This window comes from Neptunomonas sp. CHC150 (genome assembly GCF_030397555.1).
GTDB lineage: Bacteria > Pseudomonadota > Gammaproteobacteria > Pseudomonadales > Balneatricaceae > Neptunomonas > Neptunomonas phycophila.
In genome coordinates, this window is sequence record NZ_JAPNXU010000007.1 from 1 (window position 1) to 14,143 (window position 14,143).

Annotated in this window: 12 protein-coding genes; 2 read left to right on the top strand and 10 right to left on the bottom strand. The window is 47.3% G+C overall.

What is annotated here, in order from left to right; all coding sequences use genetic code 11:
- Positions 1 to 127 precede the first annotated feature (127 nt).
- The 8 genes from OW491_RS08960 to OW491_RS08995 form a co-directional block, all read right to left on the bottom strand.
- Positions 128 to 1,099: a formate dehydrogenase subunit gamma gene (locus OW491_RS08960; protein ID WP_290035670.1), complete on the bottom strand. Its 972-nt coding sequence runs from the start codon at positions 1,097 to 1,099 to the stop codon at positions 128 to 130.
- A 42-nt stretch (positions 1,100 to 1,141) separates the two neighbouring features.
- Positions 1,142 to 1,747 carry a formate dehydrogenase FDH3 subunit beta gene (fdh3B, locus tag OW491_RS08965; RefSeq protein WP_075174258.1) on the bottom strand — a complete coding sequence of 202 codons (606 nt, stop codon included), beginning with the start codon at positions 1,745 to 1,747 and terminating at the stop codon, positions 1,142 to 1,144.
- A gap of 12 nt (positions 1,748 to 1,759) precedes the next feature.
- On the bottom strand, positions 1,760 to 4,621 hold the full coding sequence (locus OW491_RS08970; RefSeq protein ID WP_290035671.1) for a formate dehydrogenase subunit alpha: 2,862 nt from the start codon (positions 4,619 to 4,621) through the stop codon (positions 1,760 to 1,762).
- 18 nt (positions 4,622 to 4,639) lie between these two features.
- Complete coding sequence (locus OW491_RS08975; RefSeq protein ID WP_075174256.1) at positions 4,640 to 4,849, bottom strand: twin-arginine translocation signal domain-containing protein; 210 nt, start codon at positions 4,847 to 4,849, stop codon at positions 4,640 to 4,642.
- Positions 4,846 to 5,493 (bottom strand): molecular chaperone TorD family protein, encoded by a 648-nt coding sequence (locus tag OW491_RS08980; RefSeq protein WP_075180316.1) that lies wholly within the window; start codon positions 5,491 to 5,493, stop codon positions 4,846 to 4,848. The genes OW491_RS08975 and OW491_RS08980 overlap by 4 nt, the downstream gene beginning before the upstream one ends.
- A gap of 16 nt (positions 5,494 to 5,509) precedes the next feature.
- The gene (locus tag OW491_RS08985; protein ID WP_290035672.1) at positions 5,510 to 7,237 is read right to left on the bottom strand and encodes a 4Fe-4S binding protein; all 1,728 of its coding nucleotides are present in this window, start codon (positions 7,235 to 7,237) and stop codon (positions 5,510 to 5,512) included.
- 197 nt (positions 7,238 to 7,434) lie between these two features.
- Positions 7,435 to 7,971 carry a DUF3306 domain-containing protein gene (locus tag OW491_RS08990; protein ID WP_290035673.1) on the bottom strand — a complete coding sequence of 179 codons (537 nt, stop codon included), beginning with the start codon at positions 7,969 to 7,971 and terminating at the stop codon, positions 7,435 to 7,437.
- Positions 7,961 to 8,458 (bottom strand): DUF3305 domain-containing protein, encoded by a 498-nt coding sequence (locus OW491_RS08995; protein ID WP_290035674.1) that lies wholly within the window; start codon positions 8,456 to 8,458, stop codon positions 7,961 to 7,963. The genes OW491_RS08990 and OW491_RS08995 overlap by 11 nt, the downstream gene beginning before the upstream one ends.
- 294 nt (positions 8,459 to 8,752) lie before the next feature.
- On the opposite strand from OW491_RS08995, the gene OW491_RS09000 reads away from it, so the two are divergent.
- Both OW491_RS09000 and OW491_RS09005 read left to right on the top strand, forming a co-directional pair.
- Complete coding sequence (locus tag OW491_RS09000) at positions 8,753 to 9,601, top strand: formate dehydrogenase accessory sulfurtransferase FdhD (protein ID WP_290035675.1); 849 nt, start codon at positions 8,753 to 8,755, stop codon at positions 9,599 to 9,601.
- Entirely contained in the window at positions 9,594 to 10,496 is a 903-nt protein-coding gene (locus OW491_RS09005; protein ID WP_212667482.1) for a helix-turn-helix transcriptional regulator, read from the top strand. The genes OW491_RS09000 and OW491_RS09005 overlap by 8 nt, the downstream gene beginning before the upstream one ends.
- Here OW491_RS09005 and OW491_RS09010 read toward each other — a convergent pair.
- A complete protein-coding gene (locus tag OW491_RS09010; protein WP_290035676.1) occupies positions 10,493 to 12,751 on the bottom strand; it encodes a cache domain-containing protein in 2,259 nt (752 codons plus the stop codon). The two genes, OW491_RS09005 and OW491_RS09010, sit on opposite strands and share 4 nt — an antisense overlap.
- Complete coding sequence (locus OW491_RS09015) at positions 12,738 to 14,120, bottom strand: sigma-54 dependent transcriptional regulator (protein ID WP_075180312.1); 1,383 nt, start codon at positions 14,118 to 14,120, stop codon at positions 12,738 to 12,740. The genes OW491_RS09010 and OW491_RS09015 overlap by 14 nt, the downstream gene beginning before the upstream one ends.
- Positions 14,121 to 14,143 lie beyond the last annotated feature (23 nt).

Genomic DNA, 14,143 nt, shown 5'->3' on the forward strand with positions numbered 1-14,143 from the left:
TTTTTATGGTTATTGTTTTTACGATTGGCTAAACAGGCGGTGTTTTGCTCGTTTTACGTGTTTGCTAACGCGCGCATTTTGCATGGTAGATAAATAATGCCGGCACGCCGGCATTGGTTTTTATTGATTACATTGGTTCGTTAGTTGATTTGGTTTTCTTTTCTTCATACCACAGGTCATGGTGTTGCTTGGCCCATGATTCATCCACATAGCCTGTTGTCATCCCTTCAAGAGCTCCTTCTGTACCTGCCGTACCGATATAAATATGACCGAATGACGCAGCAATTAGGATCAGTGAGCTAACGGCATGAATAATATTGCTCCACTGCATAATCTCGCGTGTTTGTCCAAACAGAGGGAAGTCGAGTATGAGGCCTGAAATACTTATAGTGACTCCGCCAAACGCTAACAACCAAAACCATACTTTTTCACCGCCGTTTAGAAAGCCTGCACTTGGGTGGGCATTACCGAATATTCCTCCTCCTTTAATAAACCAACGCAGATCGGTTGCGTTGAAAAAGTTATGTTTCAGCCAGCGAACTATCATGATTAGTAAAGCTAGCATGAAAAGCGGGCCTAAATAATTATGCAGTATTTTGCATAAGGCAATATAGTTACCCCAAATGGAGTCTCCTAGGAGCCCTTTTAAGAAAAATTTACCATAGAGTAAGCTAAGGCCTGTTAATGCTAAGGTGATAAAGAGGATTGCTACGGTCCAGTGGTTTGCCCTATCAAGTTGGCTCCAGCGTTTTATTTTTTTATTTGTCTTGGGGTGATCTAGCTTCTTTTGCCCCACGATTAAATAAAAGATGAGTAATGTGCAAAGGACACCTAAGAGCGCATAAGCGCCATAAGGTGATACCCATTTGTTACGTAGATGTCTCCAGTATTCCCCTTCAACATTGATAAGCACCCCTGCTTCAATTCCTTTAACTTGTGACGTTCCTTCGTTGCCGTCTTTAATTACTCGCCAATACTCGGCTCCAGCAAAACCGCTTACTTTAGCTTCAGAGGCTTTATCGGCAGCAAGAGCAACGTTGCTTGACGTTAGATATACCAAGCAAATAATAATGAGGTGACTCAGTGAAAGTCTCTTCATAACAATAACCTTGATTGAGCCACATGATGTGGCTTTATTGGGTTAAGCCTTTGGCTGCGTCGCATCGTATGCGAGTTCTTCTTCCATTGCCCAAGCGCCATCGTTATGGCCGCGATACACAACTCGTTCTCTAAAAATATCGGAAACGTCGTTTGCATCACCCGCTAATAGAGCTTTGGTAGAGCATAGTTCGGCACACATAGGTAACTTGCCTTCAGCAATCCTGTTTGCTCCATATTTGGCGTATTCTTCTGGGCTGTTATCTTCCTCTGGCCCTCCGGCGCAGAATGTACACTTATCCATTTTTCCACGCTCGCCAAACGCTGAGCTGCTGGGAAACTGTGGTGCGCCAAAAGGACACGCGAAAAGGCAATAACCGCAACCAATGCAGATGTCTTTATTGTGTAAAACAATTCCATCATCGGTTTTATAAAAGCAGTCAGTAGGGCAAACAGCCATGCACGGAGCATCAGAACAATGCATGCACGCGACAGAAATGGAGGTTTCGCCGGGTTCGCCATCATTAAGGGTCACGACGCGCCGACGGTTAACGCCCCATTCCACTTCGTTTTCGTTTTTGCACGCTGTTACACATCCGTTACATTCGATGCAGCGCTTGGAGTCACACAGGAACTTCATATTAGCCATGGTTAGATCTCCTTAGGCCGTTGCTTTTTCGATGCGACAGAGAGAAACTTTCGTTTCTTGCATCACGGTGACGGGGTCGTATCCATACGTCATGGCCGTATTAGCTGCTTCACCCGTAACATACGGTGCAGAGCCCTCAGGATACTTGCTGGTTAAGTCTTTCCCTTGGAATTGTCCCCCGAAGTGGAAGGGCAAGAAGGCTACGCCTTTATCAACACGCGGTGTAATGAGCGCTTTGATTTTTATACGCCCACCTTCTGGCCCTATGAGCCATACATCGTCTCCGTTTTTAAAGCCGAGTGTGTTGGCATCAGAAGGGTTTACCTCAACAAACATTTCTTGTTGAAGCTCTGCTAACCAAGGGTTAGAACGCGTTTCTTCACCGCCCCCTTCGTATTCCACTAAACGTCCCGAGGTTAAAATAATGGGGAAGTCAGTACTGACATCTTTAGCCTGTATTGACTTATAAAGTGTCGGCAATCGATAAATTGATTCGGCGTCATCAAATGTTGGATATTTTGAAACTAAATCCCGGCGGTTTGAGTACAGTGGCTCTCTGTGCAGTGGGACTTGGTCAGGGAAGGTCCATACTATAGCGCGAGCTTTCGCATTTCCGAATGGGGCACAACCATGTTTGATAGCTACCCGTTGGATACCTCCCGACATGTCTGTCTTCCAGTTTTTCCCGTCAGCTGCCAACTGTTCTTCCTGAGTGAGGTCACTCCACCAGCCCAGTTTTTTTAGCAGCTCTGCAGAGAACTCAGGGTATCCATCTTTAATTTCAGAACCTTTTGTAAAGGAGCCTTCAGCTAAAATGTTAGTCCCTTCGTGCTCTACACCGTAGCGAGCGCGGAAAGGTAAGCCGCCTTCTGCAACACTTTTACTGGTATCGTAGAGGATAGGGGTACCAGGGTGTCTCATCTCTGGTGTACCCCAGCAAGGCCACGGCATTCCGTAATACTCACCGTCGGCAGGGCCACCTTCTCCTTTTAGACTGGTTTCATTGAAAGTGTGCCAATTTTGTTGGTGTTCTTTTATGCGTTCTGGGCTTTGACCGGTATAGCCTACGGTCCACATTCCTCGGTTAAACTCACGTGTAATATCCTCAATCAAAGGTTCTTCATTGCTGATGGAGATATTTTTGAATAGTTGCTTATCGAAACCCAGTTTCACTGCAAATTTATGCATGATGATGTGGTCAGGCTTAGACTCAAAGAGAGGTTCAATCACTTTATCTCGCCATTGTATGGAGCGATTCGATGCGGTTACTGAGCCGTAGGTTTCAAATTGTGTTGTTGCTGGGAGTAGGTAAACCCCATCCTTTTTATCATGCATGACGGCGGCATGAGTTGGATAAGGGTCGACGATGACCATCAGCTCCAGCTTTTCCATGGCGGTTTTCATTTCGACGCCACGAGTTTGCGAGTTGACAGCGTGTCCCCAATAAACCATCGCGCGAAGATTGTCATTCTGATCGATATTCTTCTTGTCCTCGAGCACACCATCAATCCAGCGGGAAACGGGAATCCCGGAATTGTTCATTGGCTTTAGCGTTCGATAAACGCTTTGATCAAAGCGACTTTTTACCCACTCAAAGTCAAGGTCCCAAACTTTTGACCAATGCTTCCAGGCGCCGTCTGTTAGTCCATAGTAGCCAGGCAAGGTATGGGATAATACGCCTAAGTCTGTTGCTCCTTGGACATTGTCATGGCCACGGAAGATGTTGGTGCCGCCGCCAGCTTTACCCATGTTTCCAAGTGCGAGCATTAAAATACAGTAAGCACGTGTGTTGTTATTGCCTGTGGTGTGTTGTGTTCCACCCATACACCAGATGACGGTTCCCGGTCGATTGTCGGCCAGAGATTTTGCGGCTTGGCGCATTTGTTCTTCTGTTACACCGGTTACGCTTTCAACTTCAGCCGGGGTCCAATTAGCGACCTCCGTGCGTATTTTGTCCATTCCGTATACGCGTTGGGCTATGAACTGCTTATCTTCCCAGCCATTTTCAAAAATGTGCCACAAAAGGCCCCAAATAAAGGCGACATCACTACCGGGGCGTATGCGTATGTATTCATTTGCATGAGCGGCGGTGCGAGTAAAACGCGGGTCTACGCAGATGATGTGCGCTTTGTTGCGTTCTTTAGCACGAAAGATATGTTGCAAAGAAACTGGATGGGCTTCAGCGGGGTTAGCTCCAATGAGGATAATCGATTTGCAATTATGAATATCATTAAAGGAGTTTGTCATGGCGCCATAGCCCCATGTATTAGCAACACCAGCAACGGTCGTTGAGTGACATATCCGTGCTTGGTGGTCGACATTGTTAGTGCCCCACAGCGCTGCAAACTTACGGAAAAGGTAGGCTTGTTCGTTGTTAAATTTTGCAGAACCTAACCAATAGACTGAGTCAGGTCCTGACTCTTCGCGTATGGCCTGCATTTTATCGCCAATTTCGTCAATGGCTTGCTCCCAAGAGACTTTTTGCCATTTGCCGTCAACTAGTTTCATTGGGTATTTTAGACGCCGTTCGCCATGACCGTGCTCTCTCAGCGCCGCACCTTTTGCGCAATGCCCTCCAAGGTTAAAAGGGTGGTCGAAGGCAGGCTCTTGTCCTGTCCAAACGCCGTTTTGGACTTCTGCATAAACACCACAACCGACCGAACAGTGCGAGCATATCGTACGTTTTACATCCACAGGTGAGCTATGGACCGCAGATTTTGAAGCTTCCGCTTGCTGAATCATGCCAGGCGCTAAAAAGCTAGCGGCTGCTACACCGCCTGTGGCTATACTTGTGTTGCGTAAAAAATGGCGGCGGGATAAACCTAAGCCGGATTGGGCTGTCGATGTGTCTTGGTCGCGTTTGGTTAGGCGCATAATGGTGGCTCCTGCTTGTTAATTACGAAGCGTCTTGAGAAAGCGGCGAACATGTTCGGTTTCTTGATAGCCCTTGGGTGATAACGGTTCTTTCGCTTCGTCTGTTTCATCTGTCTGATTCGCAGAAGTGTTATCAATTATTAGGGCTGTGCTAGCCGCAGTTGATGCCAGTCCAGCCGCTTTTAAAAAGCGACGACGCCCCGCATCCGGTTTTTCTTGGCTACTCATGCGAGTTCCCTCCGGTCATTTTTATTGTCGGTATTGAGTTGTGCAGGCGATAGCTGCTGAAAGTATGTTTTTTCTTGTTGGAAAAAAGTGTGCGCTAGTAGGCCAACGGGAGCATAAAAATAGGCATTATTGGCTGTTTGTAAATCGGTAAAAAATGCAAAAGCCCAAGGAAACAGGTGGCGCTGTAAAAACCTATATTGATGGCTATAGCTGTGGCCTTGGGAAACCATTAAGCTGAGGACTTCACACAAAGCGGCAATATGATCTTCCGGTTCATATACCTCTTTTTGCCGTTCATACCCTAAGTGTTTGAGGTCCTCGCGTAAGGTTACGAGAGGGCGCTCCATTAATGAGCCCGTTAGATACCAGCACCCAAAGGGCATAAGCTCTCCACGGCCTACGCCAATGAATAGGTCTTGATACTCTTGGGCAACCGCTTCGGTTTTACTGTGCTGAGCTGTTAGGGCTAGTGCTGACCAAGCTTTGAGCATGTCTGGGTTATCATCGCCATCCGGTTGTAGAGCTTGCAACCATGCCAATGCGTCTTGCGTAGGCGCGCTCCTCAAAAGAGAAGCGAGAAGTGCATAGATATCGCCGCGCAATTGATCGTATTCGGTTGTGGTGTGAGTATGGATTGGAATCATGTTCACTCATCAGTCCTCATAGCTCTAATTGCTTTTCTGGGTGTAGTGTTAAATCGTTATATATGTCGCGAACGCGACAATCAGCACACATTTTGAGCCGGTTGATCGCACTACCCTGAAATTGCTTATGCTCACTGAGCGATTTGATCATTTTTTCTACCGTACGCTTAGGTGCAAAAGGCGTCGCGCAGCTGATGCACTGAAAAGCCTCTTCGGCTATTAGTTCTTGAGGCTGGTCGGTAGCGTGTAATCGCAGTTGCGGGGTTAGCGTAATCACTTTTTCCGGGCAACTGCGCTCACATAGTCCACATTGGACGCAGTTTTGCTCGGTAAAGTACAAGGCGGGGCTATCTTTACCTGCTGTTAGCGCGGATGCAGGACAAACGGCAACACAGGAAAGGCACAAGGTGCACTCTTGCTCTTGAATTGTGACTTTTCCAAATGGAGCTCCATGAGGTAGCGGTATGACAGGATTTGAGCACTGTTGGGGCTCTGTTGTTGAGGCCGCATCAGCTAAGTGGGCGATCGCATTAAATAGAGTTTCACGTTTGTCAGTTGTGAATGACGGGGCCGGAGCCATAGATGGCAATGAAGGCTGTAACGGTAACCGGTTTTCAAGCAATATGATGTCGTCAACTAATTCTAGCCGATCAGGGTGTATTGCTAGTCCTGTCATTATGCGATGGGCTAAGGATATCTGTTCTTCAACAAGATTTTGCATGCTGTTTGGGATAGCGTCGGTGTTCAGTAAATAGAGTGTATTCACTCCCATGGCATAAGATGCTAGCCATACTTCCAAACCAACGGAGGCCAGTTCTTCGACCTCGATAGGGATGACATGCCCTTTGATGGATGAAGCGTGCTTTAGTGTTAACTCTCGACCTTTATCATGATCATGAAACAGCAGACAAAAGTCTTCACCCCCCTCGGCAGAGTAAAGTGTGATGAGTCTTTGAATATAATCGAGCAGCTGTCCCCTTGGGGGCTGGGTATAAGTAATGGCTCCTGTGGGGCAGGCGCTTGAGCAGCCGCCAGCGCCATGACACAAATGAGGTTCGATTGAGACAATGTTCTGAATTGAGGTGATAGCGTCTGCTGGGCATACGTCTAAACAGCGTGTACAGCCTGTTTGCCCCCGTGCGCTGTGCGCGCACATGTCGTTGTTGATTTGGAAATACTTAGGCTTTTCAAAGTCGCCAATGTATTGAGGGAGTTGTTCGTAGAGAGAGGCTAACGTTGTTGTATCATTTGCGTGAAAATAGCCAGGCGGCAGTAGGTTTGTTGTCAGAATAGGGGATGCATTCAGGTCTAAGATCAGGTCAAAGTGTGGCAGCCCCAATGCTAACTTAGCCAATGGAATGCGGCTAATAGATGTCTCTTCTTGTGCCGTTATGCTGACATCGACGTCAAATTGGCCAAGATAACCTGTGACCGACAGCAGTTTGTTATAGAAGACGGTGTGGTTTTTGGTGCTTGCTATCAGTGATTCTATCGCCTCTGAGTCGTCAGCGATATCGATATCGGTTTGAGCCGCTTCAGTAACCAATAGTGTAGTACTTTGCATAGAAGACAGTTGTAGTGCCGCTGTCCGAATTGCTTTTTCGGATCCCATTATCAACAGGTGGCCTTGCGTGCTGTAAGCAATGGTACTCGCAAGTAGGTTATGAGGCGGCGATAGTCGCGTTATGACCTCCTGTTTTGCTTTTTCATTACTGAGGTTTGGCATGTTTATTATTGTTGTCATAAAGCCCTCGGTGGTCAGGCTAATGGCTTATATCCACGTACCTCAGTGCTCGCTGTAGGCCGTGCGCTTGTCATTGGTGTATATCTGAACCGTTTTTCAATTACTCGATGCAATTGATGAACCACTGATTAGGTCGCTAGGGTCCAATATATGCGGTCATTATCTGTGTGAAATTATGGTTTTTGCGCTGTGTTGTATCATTCTGTCTTGTCTTGGGTGGGTGTATGGGTCACTTGGTCGCCTTCTGTTGATGAAGCATGAGAAGAGTGAATAGGCTCGGCGCTTTCTTCATCATTGCTGTCGTCTTGCAAAGCCGCAGTGAAGTCATCTTTCTGTTGATGAATCCATTGTCTGATTTGTCCAGCGGCAGCTTCAGCTAATGGGGTGATATTGCTAAAGTCCTGATCGTAGTCATTTAGCCCATCTCTCACGTGAAACTCTGGGAGGTTAAATAGCTTCCTTAGTGCTTGTTGTCGTAAAGCTTCGCTGACACCTTCTGAGAAAAACTGTTGGAAGTTTGAATGCTCATCCAGAGAGTCGATGGCTGGCATGTCCTCATCACTTAAACTATCTGCGGATATTTCGGCCGCCTTGTCAGGAAGGGGTGGAGTAACCTCTGAACTATCTTGATTGTCTAATCGTTGTTCAGTCTCGTTTGATTGTTCGTTTTGCTCTCGGCTTGCCTCGGTTTTACGCAGAGACCATCTTTTAAGAAATGAAGTATCAGTTTCCACTGCTGCGTCCTTTTCCTGATTTCTTTTTTTTGCGCCCACTATCAATCAATTCACCTTCACGGCTGAGATAGGCTTCGATCCAGCAACATATAGCTACCGGCATTTCTGCGGATAAAACGTGGTGCTCGCCATCCATGTAGGATGAAGCTTCATCTTGGCTGGCGCTGATGTGGACAGGGATAAGCTGGTTATTAACGTCTGATTCATGGCATAAAACGAATAGGCAGGGGGCTTGTGAGTTGAGGTTGAATCGATAAGCGGTACGTTGATCAAGGTGAAGTTCAATGGTCAGGATATGATAATCGTCAGCGGTTAAGGGGCGAGGGCGCAAGTCGGCAATGCTCCAACGTACTGTGTCCCAGCGGCCTGATTGAACATTCTCTTTGTTGAGTCGAATGGATACAGGCCAGCTCGTCCCTGATTTTGTTGTGGGGTGCTGTTGGTCTTTATCATCAGCGCTCGGAGCAGTCGTAGTAGATGAAGTCACATAGGTTCTCCTTCGGGTTGTTGCGTAATCGTTGCGTAATCGCTTGGATCGATAAGCACAGGTATTGGAGATCATTGCAAAGCGTAGGCCACATAATGACGGTGTTCTTAGGGGTAAAAGGGAGGCTGGTTGGTGTAAAAAGACACGGTTGAGGATAAAGATGGGACATTTTGTCTATTAATAGGGTGTCACGGTGATGCGCTGCTAATTGTGATCAACAGTAGACGGTAGGGTATATAAACACCGGAATGAAACTTGCTCTGATCAAACCAATTAATTGAGAAGGTAGGTGACATGGAGCAACCGTTTGAATCAGTCATACGCAGTTACGCGCAGGCGCCGTTAACAGAACAGGCTACTGTCATCGACGAGTTAGGCGGTGAAAGGACGATTCAAATCGCCTGTGAACGACCTTTAACCATTTATTTAAATAAACGTGAAATAGTTACGTTGATGACGTTGGGGGCTGACCCTGAAGCGTTAGTGGTGGGCTATTTAAAAAACCAAGGATTTATTGAGCGGGCTGAGGATTTAACCGCTGTACAAGTGGATTGGGATGTCGAGTCTGCGGCGGTAGTCACTCGTAAAGAGCCTGCTCATTTGGCATCTATGCTGGAAAAACGGACCGTTACTAGTGGCTGTGGCCAAGGGACTATGTTTGGAGACTTAATGGAGAAAATCGCCAATGTAGAACTACCTGTAACGCCAGTAAAGCAGAGCATGATTTATAGTTTGCTTCGTGCATTAAGTCAGCACAACGAAACATACAAAAACGCCGGCGCTGTTCATGCCTGTGCTGTGAGCGATGGCGACTATATTGTGTCCTTTGTTGAGGATGTGGGTCGACATAATGCGGTGGATACGTTGGCGGGTCGGCTGTGGTTGCAAGGAATTAGCCCCAACGGAAAAATCTTTTATACCACAGGCCGGTTGACGTCAGAAATGGTGATCAAAGTGGCACAAATGGGAATATCGGTTTTATTGTCACGCTCGGGGGTGACTCAAATGGGACTGGCGTTGGCAAGGGAAATGGGAATCACTTTATTGGCTCGCGCGAAAGGCCGTCACTTTCTGATCTTTCATGGCCGGGACATGGTCGATCTTGATTGCCTGCAAGAGGGCAAGGGGGTTCAGGGTGAATGAGCACGCCCATCCGTTTATGAACGTACGCCAGCTTTCGGAATACTTAGACGTTAATGAGAAAAAAGTGTATTCCATGGCCGCCGAGGGAAAGATTCCCGCAACGAAAGTGACCGGTAAATGGCTGTTTCCACGTGCCTTGATTGATCGCTGGTTATTGGATAATGCGCACAGAGGCTTGATGGCCGATCGATTGTTACTATCAGGAAGTGATGACCCTTTACTGCAAGCCACGGCTAACCGCTTAACGCAACAATTAAAGACGCAGGCGATGATTGGCTATACCGTCACCGGAACTAAGCTAGGCTTGGATCTGCTGGCTCAAGGTAGTTCTGACGCGACAGCGATTCACTGGGGACGAGCAGAGGAAAGCCGCGTTAGGCACCCTGCTTTATTGCAGCAATATAGCGAATCTAAGCACTGGGTGTTAGTGCACTTATTTGAGCGCCAACATGGGTTGATGGTGCGGCCGCAGGATGTTGAGCGCTTTACTGATCCAAGACAAGCGCTGACCCCTGAAACTCGGTGGGTCGTTCGGCAAGAGGGCGCAGGGTCGCAGCGCTTTTTAGGAGAATGGCTTGCCGGGCAAGGGTTTCCATTGGCGCAGTTAACGCGTCAAATGACGGCATTCTCGGAAAGGGAGGTAGCCCGTTTAATTGCGAAAGGGGAAGCCGATATTGGCCCAGGCACCTTGAGCGCCGCACAAGAAATGGGATTAGTTTTGCTCGCTCAGGGAGCTGAGGCCTTTGACCTAGTGGTCACTCGCCCTGTGTATTTTCGAAAAATTGTGCAGCATATCTTTGAGTTTTTGCAGAGCCGAGAAGGTATTCAACTAGCCAGTAGTTTAGGGGGATACAATACCAGTCAATGCGGTAAGTTAATCTGGAGTGCTGATTAAGTGTCTCCCTTACCGGTAGCTCTGCGGTTGACTCGTTCGGCTTGACCTAATCCTGTGAGTAGCAAGCTAATATGGTCGGTATTCGTCGCTTGGTCGCTGTAATGGCTGGGTAAGTACAGGCTAAAGGTCGTGCCGCATGTTTCATCGATGAGGCTGGGTGAGTGAACGCGTAAGTCCCCCCCATGCCGAGTAACAATTCCTTTGCTCACCGACAGGCCCAAACCTGTGCCGCTTTCTTTAGTGGTGAAGAAAGGTTCGAATATTCGCTCTTTGACTGAGTCGGGTATGCCGCAGCCTAAATCGGACACATGAATCACGACACCCAATGGTGATGGTTCTGCTGCACGGTTTGTTGAGGTGGCGGCAGTGTCTTCTACCCAGTCTTCGGTACCAATGAAAACACTCCCTGTGCCTTTGATGGCATGCGCTGCATTAATAATGAGATTGACTAAAACCTGCTGTATTTGCTGTGTGTTAATCTCGACGAGCGACTCTGCTGCATAGTCAGTTTCTACGGTTACATTTTGCTTATCAAGTGCATGGCGCACAAGTAATAGTGTGTCGTTGCACACCTGATTGATGTTGCAGATTTGCTGGCTGTCGGTTTGGCTATCAGGTCGGCTGTATTGCAAGAGGTTATTAATCAGTGACCGGATACGATAAACCTGCTCAATGATCATATCTAGCTCTGCATTAATAGGTTTTGCCTGCTCACCCAAATCATCCAATATAAGATCCACTGAGCCCAAGATAACGGCTGCAGGGTTGTTGATCTCATGGGCAATTCCGGCGGTGAGCTCTCCAAGTACGGCCAGTTTCTCCTGATCGAGTAGTTGCTTACGGGTTGTTTTTAATAAGCGTATTCGATCTTTTAGAGCTTCCGTTCGACGTCTCAATGACGTAGTGCGCTGGTCAACCTTTTGCTCTAATTCGTCGTTGGCTTTTATTATTTCTTGTTCGCGTTGGGCGAGTAAATCCAGCATTTTATCGAACTCATGAGCTAACTCAGTTAGCTCGTCCTGACCCTCTAAGTGTCCAATTCTTTGCTGCATATTGCCTTGTTTAACAGCGTTAACGGCTTTGTTGAGTCGAGACAACGGCGCTAATATTTGCTTACCTTTATGTAGAACAAGCAGCCCCGAACCGAGCATGATAAGCCCGATGACAGTGACGGATTCTAAAAGAGTTTTGTAATAAATATGCGTAAACGGAGCTTCACTAAACCCGGTGTAGATCATACCAATACGTTGGCCACTGAGGTCTATCAAAGGTTGATAGGCTGATATGTACCAATCGTTTACAACAAAAGCGCGATCAATCCAGCGATTGCCTTTGATCAAAACGTGATTTTTAACCGCAGAAGATACGCGAGTGCCAATAGCGCGGTCGGCTTCCGTAATAGTGTTTGTTTGATGTGAGACATCACGTTGGTCGGGCAATAGCTGAGGGACATTAGTACTAATGCGCGTATCATCTAAAAAGAGTGTTACCGTACCAATACCCTCGTCAGGCAGGCTGCCTGGGCCGTATACAAGGTCGCGAATCATGTCTACAACTTGGGTGTTCCGGTTAAACAGCGTGCCACCATCTAATACGCCTACTAGTTCGTCAAAGTCATTAATGACAGGATATAGCGAGCGCATAATGATGGCGCGGCTTTCGATAGAGCGCTGGGTAGGAGCTGCATAAGGGGTTTCTATTAACGGGATACGAGATCGCTTAGCTAAGCCCGTTTGTATGAGGTCTAGTTCGTTAGCGGAGAGGACTTCCAATCCAGATAAAGAATCACCTTTGAGCAAGGATTCGGTATGAGCCAGCAAGCTTGGTTCTAGGCTGTTTAATAATTGAGATGCAGGTATAAACCGTAAAAAGTCGAGTTGCCTGCTTTGCCTAACATCATTTAGTTGGCCTCGGATACCGCGCTGGTAGTTGCGTAGTAAGTTGGTTCTGAAGTCGTAGCCATTGGCCAGTTGGGCTAGGACATTCATTTGTTCTCGTTGCAGTATATCTAACGTACCTTGGGCGACAGATAGGTCTGCGCTTACCTTCATATATAGCTGCTTGTCGGTATAACTGCTTGTCCAATAGGCCGCCATAATTGAAAAACCTAGGGCGGTTAACAATAGCGGTATAACAATGAGTAATAACAGCTTATAACGCAAGGATTGGCGCAGTTGCTTATTAGCGTGCGCCAAAAAGTGAAGGCCTTTCATAGGCCGTCTATTGTGGGTTGTTATCTTACTATGCTTGGACATGGCTGAGGTCCGATTGCCATGCGTTTAGTTTTCTATCCAGTGTTTTACGAGAGACCCCAAGTGTGCGCGCCGCTGAAGATTTATTACCTTGGTGTTGTTCTAAAGTGCGAAGGATATGTTGTTTCTCTAGCGCTTCAAGTGACCAACCATCATAGTGGCTTTGCCCAGGAGCCGGTTGTGTTTCACTGTGTTTGAAATACTCAGCGGGTAATTTACCCAGCAAAATACAGCGCTCTATGAGGTTTTTAAGCTCTCGAATATTGCCTTGCCACGGGTAGTTTTGCATAGCAACGAGGTCGTCATGGGTAAAAGGAATTTCAGGTAACCCTAAATCACGTGAGAGCCGATAAGAAAAGTGATGAACAAGGTCTGGTATGTCTTCTTTTCGATCGCGTAGAGGAGGGAGGGTGATGCTGAGGACGTTTAGTCGATAATAAAGGTCTTCACGAAAGCGGTTGTCATCAACCTCCTGTTTAAGTTGCCGGTTAGTTGCAGCAACAATACGTACATCCACTGCTTGCTCTTGCTCGCTGCCTACAGGGCGTACGGCTTTTTGCTCTAATGCTCGTAATAACTTGGCTTGCATAAGTACGGGCATTTCGCCTACTTCATCTAAAAAAAGTGTGCCGCCTGCTGCAAAATTGAATAGTCCTTCCCGCGCTTTATTGGCACCAGTAAACGCTCCTTTGGTGTGGCCAAATAGTTCGGCCTCTAATAACTCTGGGGATATTGCGCCGCAATTAACGGGTACGAAAGGGCCACCACGTTGGCTGTATTGATGAAGCAGCCGTGCGACGAGTTCTTTACCCGTACCGGATTCGCCTTCAATGAGCACCGCTGAAGGGGTAGGGGCAACTCGTTCAACGACTTCAAATACATGCTGAATGGCTGCGCTAGCTCCGATCATTTCAGTTAATGGAAACTGCTCGGTAACTTCCCGTTGTAGCACAAAGTTTTTGCGAGCCATTTCTCGTCGTTGTAAGCAGCGTTCAACGGCGTTCATCATTTGCTCAAGCCTAAATGGCTTCAAAATAAAATCACTGGCCCCTATTCGTAATGCTTTAATGGCGGTCTCTAGGTCGGCGTAGGCCGTCATAAAAATAATATCGCTACGTCGCTCACTGGGCTCTAGTGCTTCATGCCACTCCATACCTGATCGGCCCGGTAAGGTGATATCCACAATGAGCAAATCGAAATGGCAGCGTTTACGTAATTGTTCCGCTTCTTCTACGCTGGTGGCCGTCTCAACAAGCGCAAAGCGTTTAGATAGGGCTTTATGGAGGAAATTACACATGCCCGGTTCATCGTCGACAATGAGTACCGATACGGCGGGTTTAATACTGTTTTGGTCAGCAGGCGCTAAATCCATCAGCATGCTCCGTTGTTGGGTCT